Origin of the sequence: Paenibacillus selenitireducens, from assembly GCF_002021565.1 — a bacterium.
In the GTDB taxonomy this organism is placed as follows: domain Bacteria; phylum Bacillota; class Bacilli; order Paenibacillales; family Paenibacillaceae; genus Paenibacillus_K; species Paenibacillus_K selenitireducens.
Map to the genome: position 1 here is coordinate 388,291 of NZ_MSZX01000002.1, position 18,458 is coordinate 406,748.

At 46.8% G+C, this 18,458-nt stretch carries 17 protein-coding genes; 12 read left to right on the forward strand and 5 right to left on the reverse strand.

Annotation, left to right across the window (positions count from 1 at the left end):
* Positions 1–2: 2 nt before the first annotated feature.
* The 4 genes from BVG16_RS06055 to asnB all read right to left on the reverse strand — a co-directional run bounded on the left by BVG16_RS06055 (position 3) and on the right by asnB (position 5,609).
* Positions 3–1,076: a GNAT family N-acetyltransferase gene (locus tag BVG16_RS06055; RefSeq protein ID WP_078497642.1), complete on the reverse strand. Its 1,074-nt coding sequence runs from the start codon at positions 1,074–1,076 to the stop codon at positions 3–5.
* 170 nt (positions 1,077–1,246) lie between these two features.
* Positions 1,247–3,244, reverse strand: a complete 1,998-nt coding sequence (locus BVG16_RS06060; protein ID WP_078497643.1) for an acyltransferase family protein — start codon at positions 3,242–3,244, stop codon at positions 1,247–1,249.
* On the reverse strand, positions 3,237–3,368 hold the full coding sequence (locus BVG16_RS33660) for a hypothetical protein (RefSeq protein WP_269845578.1): 132 nt from the start codon (positions 3,366–3,368) through the stop codon (positions 3,237–3,239). Before BVG16_RS33660 ends, BVG16_RS06060 begins: the two co-directional genes overlap by 8 nt.
* Before the next feature lie 393 nt (positions 3,369–3,761).
* Positions 3,762–5,609 carry an asparagine synthase (glutamine-hydrolyzing) gene (gene asnB / locus BVG16_RS06065; RefSeq protein WP_078497644.1) on the reverse strand — a complete coding sequence of 616 codons (1,848 nt, stop codon included), beginning with the start codon at positions 5,607–5,609 and terminating at the stop codon, positions 3,762–3,764.
* 176 nt (positions 5,610–5,785) lie between these two features.
* Between asnB and BVG16_RS33665 the strand changes: the two genes are divergently transcribed.
* On the forward strand, positions 5,786–5,908 hold the full coding sequence (locus BVG16_RS33665; RefSeq protein ID WP_269845579.1) for a hypothetical protein: 123 nt from the start codon (positions 5,786–5,788) through the stop codon (positions 5,906–5,908).
* Positions 5,909–5,981: 73 nt separating this feature from the next.
* On the opposite strand, the gene BVG16_RS06070 is transcribed toward BVG16_RS33665, so the two are convergent.
* Positions 5,982–6,908 carry a DMT family transporter gene (locus tag BVG16_RS06070; RefSeq protein ID WP_078497645.1) on the reverse strand — a complete coding sequence of 309 codons (927 nt, stop codon included), beginning with the start codon at positions 6,906–6,908 and terminating at the stop codon, positions 5,982–5,984.
* A gap of 184 nt (positions 6,909–7,092) precedes the next feature.
* On the opposite strand from BVG16_RS06070, the gene BVG16_RS06075 reads away from it, so the two are divergent.
* From BVG16_RS06075 to BVG16_RS06125, 11 genes are all read left to right on the forward strand, one after another.
* Entirely contained in the window at positions 7,093–8,439 is a 1,347-nt protein-coding gene (locus BVG16_RS06075) for an efflux RND transporter periplasmic adaptor subunit (protein ID WP_158081631.1), read from the forward strand.
* Positions 8,436–9,158, forward strand: a complete 723-nt coding sequence (locus tag BVG16_RS06080) for an ABC transporter ATP-binding protein (protein WP_078497647.1) — start codon at positions 8,436–8,438, stop codon at positions 9,156–9,158. The genes BVG16_RS06075 and BVG16_RS06080 overlap by 4 nt, the downstream gene beginning before the upstream one ends.
* Positions 9,155–10,312: an ABC transporter permease gene (locus BVG16_RS06085; protein WP_078497648.1), complete on the forward strand. Its 1,158-nt coding sequence runs from the start codon at positions 9,155–9,157 to the stop codon at positions 10,310–10,312. Before BVG16_RS06080 ends, BVG16_RS06085 begins: the two co-directional genes overlap by 4 nt.
* A gap of 20 nt (positions 10,313–10,332) precedes the next feature.
* Positions 10,333–11,013: a response regulator transcription factor gene (locus BVG16_RS06090; RefSeq protein WP_078497649.1), complete on the forward strand. Its 681-nt coding sequence runs from the start codon at positions 10,333–10,335 to the stop codon at positions 11,011–11,013.
* Positions 11,010–12,488 (forward strand): sensor histidine kinase, encoded by a 1,479-nt coding sequence (locus BVG16_RS06095; RefSeq protein ID WP_078497650.1) that lies wholly within the window; start codon positions 11,010–11,012, stop codon positions 12,486–12,488. Before BVG16_RS06090 ends, BVG16_RS06095 begins: the two co-directional genes overlap by 4 nt.
* A 46-nt stretch (positions 12,489–12,534) precedes the next feature.
* Positions 12,535–13,164, forward strand: a complete 630-nt coding sequence (locus BVG16_RS06100; protein ID WP_078497651.1) for an RNA polymerase sigma factor — start codon at positions 12,535–12,537, stop codon at positions 13,162–13,164.
* Between the two features lie 126 nt (positions 13,165–13,290).
* The gene (locus BVG16_RS06105; protein WP_144027305.1) at positions 13,291–13,491 is read left to right on the forward strand and encodes a hypothetical protein; all 201 of its coding nucleotides are present in this window, start codon (positions 13,291–13,293) and stop codon (positions 13,489–13,491) included.
* A 276-nt stretch (positions 13,492–13,767) separates the two neighbouring features.
* Positions 13,768–14,349, forward strand: coding sequence for a TetR/AcrR family transcriptional regulator (locus tag BVG16_RS06110; protein ID WP_078497653.1), 582 nt, complete (start codon positions 13,768–13,770; stop codon positions 14,347–14,349).
* Positions 14,350–14,399: 50 nt separating this feature from the next.
* The gene (locus tag BVG16_RS06115) at positions 14,400–15,722 is read left to right on the forward strand and encodes a cytosine permease (protein ID WP_233146902.1); all 1,323 of its coding nucleotides are present in this window, start codon (positions 14,400–14,402) and stop codon (positions 15,720–15,722) included.
* Positions 15,715–16,830 (forward strand): DUF917 domain-containing protein, encoded by a 1,116-nt coding sequence (locus BVG16_RS06120; RefSeq protein ID WP_078497654.1) that lies wholly within the window; start codon positions 15,715–15,717, stop codon positions 16,828–16,830. The genes BVG16_RS06115 and BVG16_RS06120 overlap by 8 nt, the downstream gene beginning before the upstream one ends.
* Positions 16,827–18,404 carry a hydantoinase/oxoprolinase N-terminal domain-containing protein gene (locus BVG16_RS06125; RefSeq protein WP_078497655.1) on the forward strand — a complete coding sequence of 526 codons (1,578 nt, stop codon included), beginning with the start codon at positions 16,827–16,829 and terminating at the stop codon, positions 18,402–18,404. Before BVG16_RS06120 ends, BVG16_RS06125 begins: the two co-directional genes overlap by 4 nt.
* The last annotated feature ends 54 nt before the right edge of the window (positions 18,405–18,458 follow it).

The window sequence follows — 18,458 nt, forward strand, 5'->3', positions numbered from 1 at the left end:
GATTACCTCGACAGGAGCAGTGATTTCAAGCGTGGCTTGATGATTTGGAAAAGGCTATAAGCACGGAGCAGCTTTCTTTTGCGCGATCGGTTAAACATGCGGAAATGATAGTTAATCTTAATCGAATCTGCCCAGTAAAATTTATATTCCTGATTACCGCTCAAAAAATCGATTTCTCGCAGGTCACTGTCTAAATAGGACTTCACGACGTGATTGGTTAATATCAGTCCCAACCCATATTCGGCATAGAGCTTTGGAGAAGCCATCATGTATAAATACACTTTATCTCCATATGAAACATCAAGATTCCCTACCGCGATTTGTCCATCGATTTCAATATATGAAAAATGTGTGTTTTGCTCTCGAGTATGAATGATTTCTTTAATAAATGCTTCATGATCTGCTTTGTTTAATAAGCTGTCCTGCCAGCGCTGCTTATGTAATGCACTAAAGTTGTCCCAAATTCGCTCATCATAGGGCTGGTTGAGTCTAATCTTCACCTCATGTTCTCTGCGCAGTTTTCGTTCTCTTCGTTCAATATCTTTGATTTTACTTTTATCGATCTTTTGGAGTAGGTAAGTATCTTTATCGATATACGGCGTCGAAGATAATTGTCTTTCATATAGTTCAAATTGCTCACTGAACGTTTGTTTGATTAAGGCTGTGTTCGGATTGTTCGATTGAAGACTGTACAGTTCGATCCATTCCCATTCGTCTTGATGCTCAAGCAGTACACCGGAAATCATTTTCACAAGTTTCTTGCCATGGTATTCTCGATGAAAGTAAAAGTTGTTTGATTCCCCGGTATCATAGACGATGAACTGCAAAGCATTCACCGTCCGCCATTTGATTCTTTGACTCACTTTGCATAATGGAGCTATGGCGACGCATTTGTCTTGATCGGTTACAACGATAATGAAAAGTTCTTTTTTCGGGTCTAACAAGTGGCGAACATAGGCCTGCAGCCACTCCCACGATGCGAAAATCTCGGGTTTTTCTACATGAAGTAATAAATCTCTCCATTGCTTTTCAAACGCATATAGTTCCTCTACGCTTCGGATGATCGATGTCTCCACTTCATTCACACCTTTACGGATTTATCCTGTTCTTGTATTAATACACCTCGTTATCTCAGATTCCTTCTACCTATCGCCCTGTTCGACAAAGGTTCTAAAAAACCGCCAAAATACGAAAAGACGTCCTATTCCGCAGATTAGGACGTCTGTATGATGATATGAATGAGTGCTTACAATGATTGCAGTGTATCCGCGATAAGGGAGGCATACGCTTTGGAGCCAGCAGGCGTGAGATGCACACCGTCTTTCTCGAAATAATCGTCCTGATGCTCACTAGCGCTGTACCAATCGATGAGCGTGGCATTCGGCATGCTACGTGATAAATCATCCAATAAATGATTCACCTGACTCTCCCATTTGCGCGGGACACGCGAATTGATGAGTAGAATATGCTCTACATTTTGAAGGGAGTTTAAGCAGCCTTCCAGTTGTTTTTTGTTGAATGCGCCATTCGTACCAAGCCCAATGATTACGGAATTGCCAAGCTTCCCATCCTGTGCAAGCTGCCTAAGCATATTGGAACCGGTTGACATCTGACGCCCAATCACAGCATCGACATGAATGCCTGGAAGCATCTCTTCGAGATAGGGCTTTCCATCCAACATGACGGAGTCTCCAATTGCTGTTACACGGCCCCATTTTCCTTCCGCTTGAGAGCTGGTGCCATCACGAGTCCCCGTTGCATCGGAATCCGGTTGCTCGGCATCTGTGTTGGAGGTAGTTCCTTTAGATTCTTCCGTCACTGCCGTCTCTTTGGCATTCACATTTGCATTTAATTCAGTATGCGTCGGAGACACAGGTTTGCTTGGTTTCACTTCAGGTACAGGCTCAGCGGTATGAGGCAGCGGAGGGGTAGGATCCGGATAGATCGGACCGAGTACTTCCTCTGCTGCAACAGGTGGTTGTGTTAGGCTTGGATCCGTAATAACTTGCTCTGACGTAGCAGCTGTAACGGGAATCCGGGTAATCATCCCGACGGAAGATACGATGAGAATGGCGATTGCGCAGGTGGATATCATCCAATGCTTCAACGAGAGCTGATTCCAGGTCCATTTCCGCTCATAAATCTGTTTCCATCCTTTTGTTATGGCGCCCCGGCGGATGGGTTCCTCGATGTATTTATAAGAAAATGCTGCAAGTAGAACACTGGCAGAGACCTGCAAGATGGTAAGTGTCCAGTTGAACCCATCGGTGTTCACGGCAGGTTTGGTTAATTCGATGATCGGATAATGCCATAGATAAATCCCATAGGAACGAACCCCAATCCACCGCAGCGGTTTCCAACTCATGAGCTTGCTTATCTGCGTTGTCGGATGGAGTAAGGAAGCAACCACCATCGCCGCCGCGACGGCTGCAATGACGAGTCCTCCATGGTAGACAAAGTCATCAAATTCATTCATATGTATGAAGAGATATAAGATCGTAGCTAATCCCAACCAACCCATGCCTTCAAAGATCCATCGTGTTCGAACGTTATGGTTTGATACGAATGTATGACTGGGTATGAGCATGGCGAGCGATGCGCCAATGAGTAATGCGAACACGCGCGTATCCGTACCATAATATACTCGACTTGGATCAAATCCGGGTTGGTACATCAATGCCATGGTCAGAACCGAAGCTAAGATGAGCAATAATGTTATGCCTACCATTTGGATCCGTTTTGGTGTGAACCGCAGACCAAGCGCGAGCAAGAGCGGCCACACGATGTAGAACTGACCTTCAACGGACAAAGACCAGAGATGAACTAGTGGTGCGGGATTACTGAATCGTTCGAAGTATGAGACTTGATGGAAAATGAGCCACCAGTTATTGCCGTAAACCGCTGTTGCAAGTACGTCGCCGCGTAATGAGGGAAGCAGCGAGCGGTCCAGCAGCGTAACCCACGCTACTAAGATTATCAGCATGAAGATGAGGGCTGGCAATAATCTTTTAAATCGACGTACCCAGAAATTCGCTAAATTCAATCGGTGTTCACTCTTTCGGCGAGCAATGATTAGATCTGTCACAAGAAAGCCGGATAGGACGAAAAATATATCAACACCGAGAAATCCGCCAGGGATCCCGGAAATATCCAAATGGTAGGCAATGACTGCGATCAGAGCAAGCGCACGCAATCCGTCTAGCCCAGTAATGTAATGACTCTTTCCTTTCTGTAGACTAGACATATGTAAGAACTCCTCTATCTATATTAACGCCAAGTTGCTGCGCCTCTTCATGATCTATAATCGGGTCAAGCTTGTCTAATAACCCCATCATTTGTTCCGTTGTCGATAATTCTTTTTGTTTCACATGAAATCAGTCCTCTCGATGTTGTGTAACATGAAGAACCCCCGCATTCAATATAGAAAACGGGGGTAAATCAACCCATTGTATTGCCCGTAATCTTGTTGTACGATCCTCTTCGTTGCCCGATGCAATGAATGATGAGACAAACATATTCCATTATATCCGATGTTATATTACAGTCAGATTACAAATAAAACACAATTTATTTCAAAATTGAAATATTGGTAAACTCATCCATTCGCTGCGTATCGCAAAAAATCGCCTGTTGGTAACAGACGCGCGGGATACGTAGAAAGTTTTGTTGGTTTCGACTTTTCCATAACATGGTAAAAACAAAATGCCCTCAACCTCCCAAGAAGCGGGAGAACGAAGGGCATTTTTTCGTAAAATGGGCAGTTATCGAATACTGACTTTATAGTGGCGTAACCATGTATCTACTTGAATGAGATAAGCGAACAGCTGAGGACCGCTCATTAACTGACCGAACCAAGGGATATTAGATTTGGCTTCATCGGATTCCGCAAGTTCCCGCAATTTCTTCACATCGATCAGCGGAAGCAGCGGGGAGTTTGCATCATCGATCACTTCCAAGAACCAGCGTTTCACGGCTGCCAAGTAGTTCGGATTATGCGTCTTCGGATAAGGACTCTTCTTGCGCGTGAGCACGTCATCTGGCAGGACGCCTTTTAACGCTTTGCGCAGAATCCCTTTCTCGCGATCGCCCGCGGCTTTGATTTCCCATGGAATGTTCCATACATACTGTACCAAGCGATGATCACAAAAAGGGACGCGAACTTCAAGCCCAACGCCCATGCTCATTCGATCCTTTCGATCTAATAAGGTTGGCATGAAGCGGGTAATATTTAAATAAGACATTTCACGCATTTTATATTCTTGTACGGATTCTCCAGGGAGATGAGGCACTTCACGCAGGGCTTGATCATACCGATCGGCAATATAGTGGAGCGGCTGAATCCATTCGGCAACTTCATTGGATAATAGCTCCGAGCGCCACTGGGATGCCAAGGACCAAGGAAAGGTACCGGCATTTAAAGCTTCATCCCGATGGAACCAAGGGTATCCGCCGAAGATTTCGTCTGCGGCTTCGCCCGAAATGGCGACCGTGATTTCTTTTTTGATTTCTTTACAGAACAAATACAGTGATGCATCTACGTCGGCCATCCCTGGTAAATCGCGCGCTTTCATCGCAGGAAGGAGAGCTTGCACGAGCTCAGGAGTATCAAATTGCATCCAATGATGTTTGGTGCCAAGATGTTCATTCATTCGTTGTATCCATGGCGCATCCGCATTCGGTTGAAAGGTGTTCGCGGTGAAGTACTTGTCATTGTCGACATAGTCGATGGAGAAGGTGCTCAAGGTTTTGCTAGAACCTGTTCGTTGATAGTATTGAACCGCAAGCGCGGTTAATGCGCTGGAATCCAAACCACCGGACAGGAGGGTACCGATGGGTACATCCGAGACGAGTTGGCGTTCCAACGTATCTTGGAGTAGTTCGCGTACCATTACGGCGGTGGCATCCACATCTTCCAAATGTTCTAAGGCTTCCAGCTTCCAGTAGACTGCGATGTGGGAACCGTTCCGGTCAAAGGTGAGGCATTGGCCTGGCCGCAGTTCCGTAAGTTGCTTGTAGACGCCATTTCCTGGCGTGCGTGCAGGACCAACCACGAAGATTTCCGCAAGTCCATCCGCGCTTACGACAGGCTCTACCGCCGGGTGGGCTAGAATGGCTTTGGGTTCCGAACCAAAAATAAACAAACCGTTCACTTCCGCGTAGAACAGTGGTTTGACCCCTAAACGATCGCGTGCTAGGAAAAGATGTTGTTCTTTCTCATTCCAGACAGCGAACGCAAAAATACCGTTAAATCGATCTAGACAAGCAGGCCCCCATTCAATATAAGCGACCAAAAGCACCTCCGTGTCACACGTGGTGCGGAACGCATGACCGCGTCCTTCCAATTCTTTGCGCAGTTCGATGGCATTATACAATTCACCATTATAGACAAGGGTATATCGATCATCACCGACGGTACGTATCATAGGCTGGGCACCATTCTCCGGATCAATGACGCTTAAGCGCCGATGCCCAAGCGCACAAGAACCAGAGATCCACGTGCCTGACGCATCAGGACCCCGTTCCGACAATGTCTCTGTCATATTTTCCAGAATGGTCGAATCCTGTGTTAAGTCTTTTCGCCAGTCGATCCAACCTGTTATTCCGCACATCAAAGCTCATCTCCTTCACGATAATTCATCCCGGAAAAATAAGGGTTTAACGGCACGACATGAATGTTCTTAGGTATATGCGGTGCGCCAGAATAAAATGTATGTCCGCCAGGAGACCCTATGAAAAATGGAACTCATTCATGAACATGAGGCACTAAGAAGGGGAGGTGAGTGGAATGGCCGAGAAATACAAGAAAAATAAAGGAAACAAATATGCGAATCAAGCCGGTTATGCTGATCAAGTAGCGGCGAAGAATGTCAAACAAGAGGCGCAGAATAATCCGAAGGATCGAATATAAGCTATTTTGGCATCAAAAAACCGACTTTCCTCGCAAATATGGAGGGAGTCGGTTTTTTATGTGCATTCTCCACTTAGGAAGAATGCACGTTCTTAGCTATTTTGGGTTTCGTTGGGGCAGGGGTGCGACTGAATAGACTGTAGAAGAAAATACCAAGCAGAATGACAAATGAGCCGATAAGTTGTTCGATGGTGAGCCGTTCTCCAAGAAGGAAATAAGCCAAGATGCATGTCCCGACAGGTTCACCTAGGATACTCATGGATATGGTAGAGGGGCTCATCCACCGGATGAGTCCATTCATTACGGTCTGCCCGAATAGCGTAGGGATCAGCGCTAATCCCGCGAAGAGAAGCCAATCTTGCTGGCTGTGACCCTGAAAGGGATAACCTAGAACTCCGCAGTACACCGCGAGAAAAACACTGCTGCTCCCATATACAATGAAAGAATAGGTCGGTAAAGAGGTGACCTGGCGAACCGATTTGCCAATAAGAAAATAAATGGCGATGACGGCAGCCCCTAGCAGCGCTAGAATGTCGCCGAATAGAGCCTCCCCACCGATACGAAAATCACCCATGCCAATAATGAAGCTGCCGATGAGGGCGAGGACACCCCCCATGATTGCCAAGCCGCGTAATCGTTCCTGAAAAAGAAAATAGCTGCCGACAAAGGTGAACACAGGCTGGAGGGTCACGAGTACCGTTGAACTAGCTACGCTCGTATATCGCAGCGATTCGAACCAGAGTATAAAGTGAACGGCAAGCAATACACCGGACAACACCATAATCCCGATTTGTTTGATGTGTAAAGCTTTGAATTCAGATCTGCTGGTTTTCTGAAGACTTAGCCATGGAAGAATGAGCATGGTCGAGAACAGCATTCGATAAAAAGCCACCATGGGTGCGGGCGCTGAGGATAATTTGACGAAGATGGCCGATGTGGATAAAGCCAGTACGCCAATGAATAAGGCAAAGTATAAAGAAGCCGAGCTAGGTTTAAGCAACAGAATTTCCTCCGATGGTTATGATGATGTGCGTACAACAGTCTAGTGCTTCCTTTCCTTCTCGTCAAGAGATACGTTAAAAGCACGTATTGTGACCGGGAATGGCCAAGCAACTCCGTGTTCATAGGTTGTTCATATTTTCTTGATAGACTGTTGAGAGAATATGAAGGAGGGGCTAGAGCCGATGAAAAAGAAGATCTGGATTGTATCCATTGTGGTGATACTTATGGCTGCATTGCTGTTCGGATACAACGCGTTGAACAAGAATAAGAAGATAACTACTGCCGTACAGCCGACGGCGAAGGTGACGAGAACGGATCTTGTCGTGAAAGTATCCGGAACCGGAACGGTATCCTCCGTGAACAAAGCAACCGTAAATTCATCAGAAACGGGGAAAATCGCAAGCATAAAGTTTAAAGAAGGTCAAAAAGTAAAAAAAGGCGAGACACTTGTCACCTTCGAAACCGAGGATATGACTTCGCAAATCCAAAAATCAGAGCTGCAAATCCAACAGAAACAAATGGATTATGAAGATTTGAAGAAGAAGTATATGGATGCAACCGAGGAAGAACGCGCTTCGATGAATACGCAGATCGAACAGAAGAAATTAGACATGCAGCTTGCCCAAATTGATTTACAGGATTTAAAGGATAAGCAAGCCAAATCAACGGTAGTAACATCGCCCATTAATGGGACGATCGTGACTAGCGCTATTCATGTTGGAGACCAAGTGTCACCGAATACGGTTATCGCGGAAATTACGGACTACGATAACCTGGAATCCATTGTTCAGGTGGATGAACTAGACGTGGATAAAGTCAAAGCGGGCCAGAAGGTTCAAATGACATTAGATGCTTTATCGGATCAAACGGTGGAGGGGAAAGTGACTGCCGTCTCGCAAGAAGGAACGGCGTCGAACGGGGTTGCCAGTTTCGATGTAACCGTTTCAATCACCAAAAATGATTCGATTAAGATTGGGATGTCTTTACAAGCAGATATTATCGTACAAAGTAAAGAAAATGCGCTCGTCGTTCCGATTGAAGCGGTTCATCAATTGGGCGGCAAATCCTTTGTTCAGCTTGCATCGGCTGCTGAGGGCACGACAACAGGCAGCACCGCTACAGGGAACAAGGAAACGGGAGCGGCTGCGGCACCTTCTGAACAGCCTCAGGAAGATAAGAGCAATAATGCGAACAGAGCGACGAATGAAGGAGCAACAAACCGAGCGAAAAATGGAAATGGCAATGGGACAAATCGGACGGATCGCAATACGATGATGCAGAACATGAAAGAAATCGAAGTTGGCATCCATAACGAATCCTATATTGAAGTCTTAAGCGGACTTGAAGAAGGAGAACAGATTCTTCTCCCGGCGGTTAAAGCCTCTACGGGCTCTTCAGCTCAAATGAATGCCGGATTTGGCGGCCTCGGCGGCATGGGGGGAGGAAACTTTGGCGGTGGACAAGGCGGATTCCGTCAAAGTACCTCATCAGGGGGTCAGCGTACAAGCGGTGGAGGCGGTTCACGATGATTGAGGAGGCTGTACAAATCCAACAACATCGCAAGCCATTGCTGATTCTTGAAAATATCGTGAAGACCTATCAAATGGGCGGTGAGCTCGTCACGACTTTACATGGCGTTTCGCTTCAAATCCACCAAGGTGAATTTGTGGCGATTGTGGGTCCGTCCGGTTCGGGCAAATCAACCTTAATGAATATGATTGGATGCTTGGATCTGCCGACGAGTGGTTCCTATTGGATCGATGGGAACGAAGTGAATCGAATGAATGATAATAAGTTAGCGGAAATCCGTAATCAGAAGATCGGTTTTATTTTTCAAAGTTTTCACTTGTTATCTGCTTTATCCGCGCTTGAAAATGTTGAACTTCCACTCGTATATCGCGGGATCTCGGCAAAAGAACGGAAAGCCCAGGCGCAGCAAGCATTACGTGAAGTAGGACTGGAAGAGCGTATTCATCACCGCCCCTCACAATTATCAGGAGGGCAGCAGCAGCGCGTAGCCATCGCCCGGGCATTGGCTGGACAGCCGCCTATACTGCTTGCGGATGAACCAACAGGAGCGTTAGATACGAAGACAGGCCATGAAGTGATGCAGATGATTCATACGCTGCACGAGAAAGGGCATACGATTGTGCTGATTACGCATGATCCTGAGATTGCGAAGCAAGCAGAGACCGTGATCCACATTGTCGACGGTCAAATATCTCACACGGAGGTGATGCAGACATGAAGCTCTCACAAGCTTTCAAGATGGCCTGGAAGAGTATTCTTTCGAACAAAACAAGAACACTGCTTACCATGCTGGGCATTATTATTGGCGTCTCGTGTGTTATTCTGCTCGTCTCGGTCGGGCAAGGGGCTACCAGCTCCGTTACCGCGCAAGTACAAGGCCTCGGCTCGAACCTGCTAACCGTATCGGTGACCGGTCGAGGTGACCATAATTCGGTTACGTTGAAGCAAGCGATGGAGTTCGCAGATTTAGAAGGCGTACAGGCGGTAGCGCCGACGGTAAGCGGGAATGTACAGGCGAAGAATGGAAGCAAAAATGTCAATGTATCCGTAGAGGGGATTACGTCCGACTATGAAGAAGTTCGAGTAACAGGCGTACAGAGCGGAAGGTTTATCCTGCCGATTGACATCGATTATACCCAGAAGGTCGCCCTGATCGGAACGGAGACGGCAACAACGTTGTTCGGTACAGAGAGCCCTGTAGGGCAATATGTCACCTTGAACGGCATGCGTTTCAAGATCGTCGGACTTTTGGAAGATAAAAGTACGACCAAGACGACAATCAAGATCCCTTTGACGTCTGCACAGCGATTATTACGATCAACTGGCATCCGTACGATTTATTTGCAGGGGGAATCCGGCGACACAACGTCTATAGTAAAGGCACTTGCCGAGCAGAAGCTAGATAAGATATTCCGAGATACAGAAGATAGCTATACCGTTACGGATCAGAAAGAGATGCTAGAGACCGTCAGTTCCATCACAGATACGCTATCGATTGCGCTTGGAGGTATCGCAGGCATTTCGCTGATCGTGGGCGGCATCGGAATCATGAATATTATGCTCGTATCCGTAACAGAGCGTACCCGTGAGATCGGGATACGGAAATCCGTCGGTGCGAAGAAACGAGATATTCTTTTGCAGTTCCTGATCGAATCCATTGTGATTAGCAGCATTAGCGGGATTATTGGGATATTGATTGGTGTAGGCGGCGGCGCACTGGTTAGCAAAATAACGAGTATGTCGATTGAGGCATCTTTGAATATTATTCTGATTTCCTTCGGATTTTCTGTATTTATTGGTGTATTCTTCGGGATTTTCCCAGCGAATAAAGCAGCAAATTTGAAACCAGTGGATGCTCTGAGGTACGATTAGGAGAGGAGGCTGAGGAATAGATGCGACAACCCAATGTACTCGTAATCGAGGATGATGCGTACATTCGCGATTTACTTTCCTTGTATTTAGATAAACATCAATTCAACTACGACATGGCAGAGAACGGTACACAGGGTATCGAGCTGTTCCTATCGGCCAAACCTGATATCGTGCTGTTAGATATTATGCTCCCTGAGATGGACGGCTGGCAGGTCTGTGAAGAAATACGCAGATATAGCGACGTTCCGGTTCTGATGATGACGGGGAAAGGCGAGAGTTATGACAAGCTGAAAGGCTTTGAGCTCGGCGCCGACGATTATATCGTGAAGCCGTTTGATCCGAAAGAACTGATGGCACGTTTGAAAGCTGTTTTAAGAAGAACACAAGCAGGTTTAGTCCAAGAAATGATCCAATACCCAGGCCTCGCCATTTTAATGAATGAATATAAATTGGTCCTGAATCAATCGGAATATATGCTGCCGCCGAAGGAAATGGAGCTGTTGCATGTATTAGCTTCTCACCCGAATAAAGTGTTCACCCGCGAGCAATTGTTGAATCAAGTCTGGGGACATGATTATTGGGGTGATTTCCGGACAGTAGACGTGCATATCAAGCGCATTCGCGAAAAAATTGGAGAGACAGAGCACTGGAAGATTGTCACGGTCTGGGGTGTGGGCTATAAGTTCGAGGTGACGGCATGATCAAGCTGCCGAACATGAAATTCGGTATTTTTGCGAAAATATTAATGACATTTGTCGGATTTCTAATCGTCTCTTTACTGATCCTGGCTTTTGTGTTCAATTGGTTCTTCCGCGGAGATTTAATGAAATCCCATCGAGATCAAGATCTCAAACAACTAGATGACATTAGACGTTACATTGAGCAGGCGTATCAAGAAGGTTGGAGTACCAGTTCTGTCAAAGCAGGACTTCGACTGGTTACCCCGCAGGAGATACGCTCCTTGTACCTCTTAGATCGACGCTCAGGGCAAATTCTGATGCAGATATCGAACCCGAAGTCGCCTGAACTGCGTCCAACGTCGGAATTAATCCAAGAAGTTCTTCGTGACACCAAGCTGACAAATAACCGGTATATGATAGAGAACGAGAACGGTAAAGCCAACGTGGTTGCTGGTTCAGTCATGCTGAATGGTCAGCCGCAATGGACGGTGATGCTGATCTCGAAGTCATTTCAGGCCGATTTCTCGAAGTCGAACAGTCGAATGGCGTTAGCGCTCGGAATCACGCTGATCGTATGTTTCTTGTTCACATTAATTCTATCCCGGCAGCTTACGCGAAGGGTGAAGCAGTTAACGGAAGCCACCCGCGCGATCGCAAAAGGGAATTTCACACCCGATATTCGCGTGAATTCGAAGGATGAGCTTGGCGAATTGGCACGGACCGTACAACAGATGGGCTATGACCTTGAAAGCTTGGATCGTATGCGTAAAGAATTTGTGGCGAATGTATCCCATGATTTACGTTCTCCGCTCACATCGATGAACGGATACATTGAAGCGATATTGGATGGAACGGTACCGGAGAAGCGAATGAAGCATTATCTAGGAATCGTTCAGGATCTGAACGGAAGATTGATTCGACTTGTGAATGATCTCTTAGATATGAGTAAAATTGATTCCGGGCAGTTGGAAATGCATTTTGGTCCATTTAATGTGACGGAGACGATTCGTCAAGTGCTTGCCAGTATGGAGTCGCAATTCGTGAAGCATCAAGTGATTTTCCGTGTATTCCCTCAAGAGGAGAAGCGGGAAGAGCATGAACGGGAAGAAATATACGTGTATGGTGATCCGGATCGAATTAAGCAAGTCCTGACGAATTTGATCCAGAATGCAATTGAGTTCTCACCAGATGGCAATTCCATTCTGGTTGATCTAGTAGAAAGCGACGGTGCAGTGATTTCCGTGAAAGATCATGGCATTGGGATGGAGAAGGAACAATTAGAGCGGATATGGGAACGTTTTTATAAAGCAGATGAAGCTAGAACAAGGCGCAATGGGACGGGGATTGGATTATCGATCGTCAAGACCATTATCGAACGACATGGTTCAGATATTCAGGTAGACAGCGTGGTTGGAGAAGGCACGAAATTCACGTTTACATTGCCTTTTGCCGAAGATAAGGGCAAGACCCATCTGGTGCAACTGGATCCTGAGTAGAGCATATACAGCATGGGAGATACGGGATATAAGGGAGGTACGGAACATGACGGAACATGCGATGGAGGTCGCCGATGTTTGTGAAGAGGACATGAATGGGGCTTTTATGGAGGAAATCGGTCCTTATCTGGAGGAGCTGCGTACATACTGTACGTATGTCGCTTCGTCTGCATGGGATGGGGAAGATTTATATCAAGAGGTGTTATTAAGAGCATTCATATATCGTGCGAGGGTTCATCGTACGTCTGCTTCATTTACGAAGCCTTATTTATTTCGCATGGCTCAAAATGTGTGGGTAGATATGTACCGGAAGCATCGAGGACGTATGATTCCATGCGAGCAGGTGGAGCATTGGGGGACGGATTCGAACCGTTATGTAGAAGTACGCGAACTTGTAGAGCATGTGGCTGATCGTGTCTCTGAGCGCCATGTGGATATGCTGCTCATGTTGGATGTCTTCCGTTACTCGATGGAGGAAATTGCGTTAATAAGCAACACCTCGGTACCTGCTGTGAAATCCGCCTTGCATCGGACACGTACGAAGTTAAGAAAAGCGAGACGTGGAAGAGGACCACAATCCGTGACGGTGTCTAATCGCGCGCAAGTGGAGCGCTGGATATATGCCGTCATGAAGGGGGATCCCAGTGAGATGTTAGCGAATGTGTCTCAAGGATGAGGTTAGGAAGAGTGGCTCATTTTGCTGAAGCCACTCTTTTCTTGTGGAAATATTGCGAAAGATGTATTACAATGGTTCTTGTCGCGTTTTTTAGTGAGCGGAACATCAAATATTGGAGTGGGCATCATGAGCAGCAACAAAAAGAATTTGTTTTTTCCTAATTTAGATATGGATCGCATTATGGGTCTCATTGGATTAATCGAATCGAATGACGCTCCTGAAACGCTAAAGGCAGAAGAGCAAAAACGGACGCTAGTCATTGAACCGATGAAACGGAGACGTCCTCAGAATGTTGAGACACTGCTTCGTAATGTATTGAATAATTAAACACGTGTTACCTAATGAAATAAGCTGTCCAAGTAGTCATGTTGATGACGGTTTGGACAGCTTATTTGTGTACTTCATGAAGTAGGTGGGTTCGTGTAACATGGATTGTAGCAACCTTATTTCGGCATTGGCCGAGGTAAGGTTTTTTCATTTTCCATGCAACGTGGAATCGGAAATTGAAGGTACACTTTCGCCAAAAAGGTATTGTATTATTATGCATTTAGCTGTATAGTCTACTTAATTAACGTTAATTAATGTTGGAGTGTGAGGGTATTCATGACTAGAAATAAGCTAAAAGAAGTGGCGATGAGGCTGTTCGGAGAGAAGGGGTATGACGGTACCGCGTTGTCTGAAATTGCGAAGGAAGTTGGCGTCAAGACACCGGCAATCTATGCCTTTTATGAGAATAAAGAAGATCTGTTTATGACGGTCTTTCGTGAAGCGATGCAATCTTATAATACGTTCATTCAAGAGGTGTCGGAAGAGCAGAAGGAATTGAACGCTCGGGAAAGCCTTTACCGGGTATTATCAAGACAATATCAATTCTACAAAAAGAGTCCAGAGCCTAATTTATTCGTTCTTCGGTATGTGTTATTTCCGCCTTCATTTCTTAAGGAAACGATTGAGGATGCCTTTCTACATTCGGACGAGACATTAACAAAGGCAATCGAAGGTTTAATCGAACAAGGGATACGAGAAGGTGTGATGAAGGATCAGTCTGTTCAGCCTCTCGTGGATGCATTTCTCAACTTGATGGACGGGTTAAGCATGCAATATTTCTATTACACTTCCAAGGAACTTTACGAACGCAAGCTGAATAATGCTTTTGAAATATTTTGGAACGGCGCGTGTTCGTAAGGAACGAGTAAGGACCAACAAGATCATATTACAACAAGGGGATGGGTTACATGAGCGAAGGCAGTCAAGTCGTGAGTAATGATTCAAAAATGCAAGATTTTGAAAGGGAACCCGTTCCCGCACATCTGCGGAAGAAATGGTTGTCCATGTCGCTCGTCTGGATTGCGATCGGTATTGATTTATCAGCGATGTTCCTGGGAGCAGAGCTTGGCGCTGGAATGAATTTGGTAGATTCGCTAACAGCTACAATGATTGGTTCGATCATTCTTGGTCTTATCGGCGCTTTATGTGCTTATGTAGGAGCCAAAACAGGGCTTTCAACAGCGATGATTAGTCGATTCTTGTTCGGTAATCGGGGTGCGCGCATCGTATCGATCATCCTCGGCGTATTCTCGCTCGGATGGTTCGGCGTGCAAGCCGGATTTTTCGCTTCAAACATGCAGACGGCTTTCCATAAATTATGGGGAATCGATTTATCCTTAGGTCTGCTATCGTTTATCGGCGGGATGTTGATGATGTCAACCGCGATTTGGGGCTACCGTTCGATTGAGAGATTAAGTGTATGGTCTGTGCCGCTTCTTATTATCTTCATCGGGATTGCGTTGTTCTCCGCGTTTCATGGGCAAGGTACATCGGCGATTTGGGAACCGATCAGCGGTGCAGCGCTGCCGATGGGAACCGCGATTTCACTCGTCATCGGGATATTTATCGTAGGGACGGTGTTATCGCCAGATATTGCACGTTGGGCACGTACACCAATGCACGCGGTAACGGCGGCGTTTATCGGTTTCTTTGTAGGAAACAGCTTTATGACGATTATTGCGATTTTCTTGTCGCGGATGATGGATACAAGTGATTTAACGAACATTTTCATTACATTAGGGTTAGGCCTTCCGGCAATTATTGTTCTAACATTGGCACAATGGACGACGAATACGAACAACTTGTATTCTGCTTCGCTAGGGTTTTCTGTTGTATTCCAACGGGTACCGAAATCGGCTATTACCATTGTTGCAGGGATCCTGGCAACCTTGTTAGCTGTATTTGGAATCTATGATCGTTTTCTATCCTTCCTGAATGTGATCACGATGTTCGTCTCTCCAATTGGGGGGATTTATACGGCAGAGTATCTTATGGTAGATCGTAAGAAGTTCACTTTTGAAGGATTGGACCGTAACAAAAATTGGGTTATTCGTTCCTTGGTTGTATGGGCAGCAGCTACATTCTTCGCCTATATGACAACCCCGTCTCCTGATGGTTTTGGATTATTCCAAATGACGAGAGTTCCGGCATTGGATGCCTTTATTTTCGCATTTATTGTGCAATGGATGGTAGGGAAAATGATGAATAAGAAAGGATTACACCATGAATAACAACAAGCTAACGGAATTAAATGAGCAGGCTATTCAATATATTGCTGTTGGCGCAGCGGTTCTAGGTACGGGCGGGGGCGGAGATCCCCATATTGGCAAATTGATGGCGATTGAGGCGATACGCAAATATGGTCCTGTCCGTGTGGTGTCGCCTGATGAGCTTGGAGACGAGGATTTGATTGTTCCTCTGTCGATGATCGGCGCACCAACGGTCATGAATGAGAAAATTCCATCAACGTTGCAAATGACGAAGCCCTTGGAATTGCTCGAAAAGGAATTGGGAAGAAAAGTGACCGCGATTATGCCGATTGAGGTAGGAGGTGGGAATTCGCTTGTGCCTGTTATTGCGGCTGCTGAGCGCGGAATTCCGATGCTGGATGCAGATGCGATGGGACGTGCTTTTCCAGAGTCGCAGATGGTTACATTCTACTTGGACGGACTGGATTGCAGTCCGGTTACGATGGCGGATGAACGAGGGAATAGTGTGCTCTTGCATGCGATCGACGGCGTATGGGAGGAACGGATTGCTCGTGCGATCACCATTCAGATGGGGGGCTCGGCTTCGATCTGTGATTACCCGGTGACGGGCGCCCAGGTGAAACAAAGTGCTATTCCACATACGTTAACGCTAGCTTATGAAATCGGAAAGACTTTATTTGAGTCCAAAGAATTGAAACAGAACCCAATTGAAGCCTTGTTGAAGCAGCTGCATGGTTATGCCTTGTTTTATGGCAAAGCCGTGGATATTCGTCGCCGTACCGAAGGCGGATTTACGCGAGGCGAGGCCGTATTTGAAGGAACCGGTGCGCAAAAAGGCCGTTCGATGCGTTTGTTCTTCCAGAACGAGTTCCTCCTTGCAACGGAGGATGGCCGCTCTCTCGCTGTAACACCGGATCTGATCTCACTTCTCGATCAAGATACCGGGATGCCGATCACGACGGAGAATTTGAAATACGGCGCACGAGTCACCGCGGTTGGCTTCCCGTGTGATCCGAGATGGAGAACGCCGAAAGGTCTAGAGACCGTAGGACCGCAATATTTCGGCTATGATACACCATATGTAACCATTGAAGAGTTAGCAGCTGAGAAAGGTGGGGAACTGTCATGAATCATACAATGACCCATAACGAAGAGATGTATCGTATCGGGATTGATGTCGGGGGGACGAACACAGACTCTGCTTTGTTGGATTCCCAACTGAATACAATTCATACCGTGAAAGTGCATACGACTCGCGATGTCAATGAAGGGATTGTAGAATCGGTACGTCGATTGATTGCGGAGAGCGGTGTGAATCCGGCACAGGTTCGATATGCGATGCTTGGAACAACACATTGCACCAATGCCATTGTTGAGCGTAAGCACTTGGGCAAGGTGGGGTTGATTCGCGTCGGGGCCCCGGCAACGACTTCCATTCCGCCGTTAGCGGATTGGGATGAATCACTGAAAGCTGCTATCGGACCGCATACTTACGTAGCAAAAGGCGGCTATGAGTATGATGGCCGTACAATCGTGGATCTAGATGAGGCGGAGATTCTTGACATCTGTACCCGCATGAAAGGAGAAGTCGATGCGGTCGCCATTTGCGGCGTATTCTCGCCTGTGAATACATCTCAAGAAAAACGCATTGAACAGCTAGCGAAACAAGTTCTTGGTGAAGACATGCCTGTTACGTTGTCCCATGAGATTGGGAGCATTGGACTCTTGGAGCGCGAGAATGCTTCCCTATTAAACGGCGCGCTGCTTAATGTGATTTCCGGGGTGGTCCATGGTTTCGAAAAGGCACTTCAAGGATTTGGAATTCAAGCCGGCGTGTATATTTGTCAGAACGACGGTACGCTGATGCGCAGTGAATATGCGCTGCGTTACCCGATTCTCACGATTGCTTGCGGACCTACGAACTCGATTCGCGGTGCAGCACATTTATCCGGGTTGAACGATGCCTTAGTTGTAGATATTGGTGGAACAACGACGGATATTGGTGTCTTGATGCAGGGCTTCCCGCGCCAGTCTTCGGCCGCAGTGGAAATCGGCGGCGTGCGTACCAACTTCCGTATGCCCGACATTTTGTCAATCGGGATTGGCGGCGGAACCATTGTAAGAGCTGGCGTTGCACCAGAAGAGGTTACGGTAGGCCCTGATAGCGTAGGATACGAGTTGCTGCAGCGTGGTCGTATCTTTGGCGGCGATACGCTTACGGCAACGGACGTGGCTGTCAAGCTGGGACGGTTCGAATGGGATGGTGCGCTTACGGAAAACTTGGATGAGGCGATTTGTCGTCAAGCTAATGCCATCATCACACGCGACATTGAGGATGCGATTGATCGTATGAAGACAAGCGCAGATCCCGTGGACGTGATTCTCGTCGGCGGCGGGAGTATCCTTGTCCCGGATAAGCTCGAAGGTGTCGCGCGAATCGTAAGACCGGATCATCTTGACGCAGCGAATGCCATTGGGGCTGCGCTTGGCGAGGTTAGCGGCGAAACCGAGCGAATCTATTCGCTTGATGATATGACATATGATGAGGCCATGGCTGAGGCACGCAGCCATGCCATCGAACAAGCCGTACTGGCGGGAGCAGACCGCGCTACCGTTCAGATCGTACTGACGGAAGATATTCCGATTGCCTATTTGCCGGGGAATGCCTTGCTTGTGAAGGTTAAAGCAGCCGGCCGGTTATAATCAGGTTAGATGCATCCTTGTATTTATATAAATAGAGGCCTCTCCTTTGTAGAT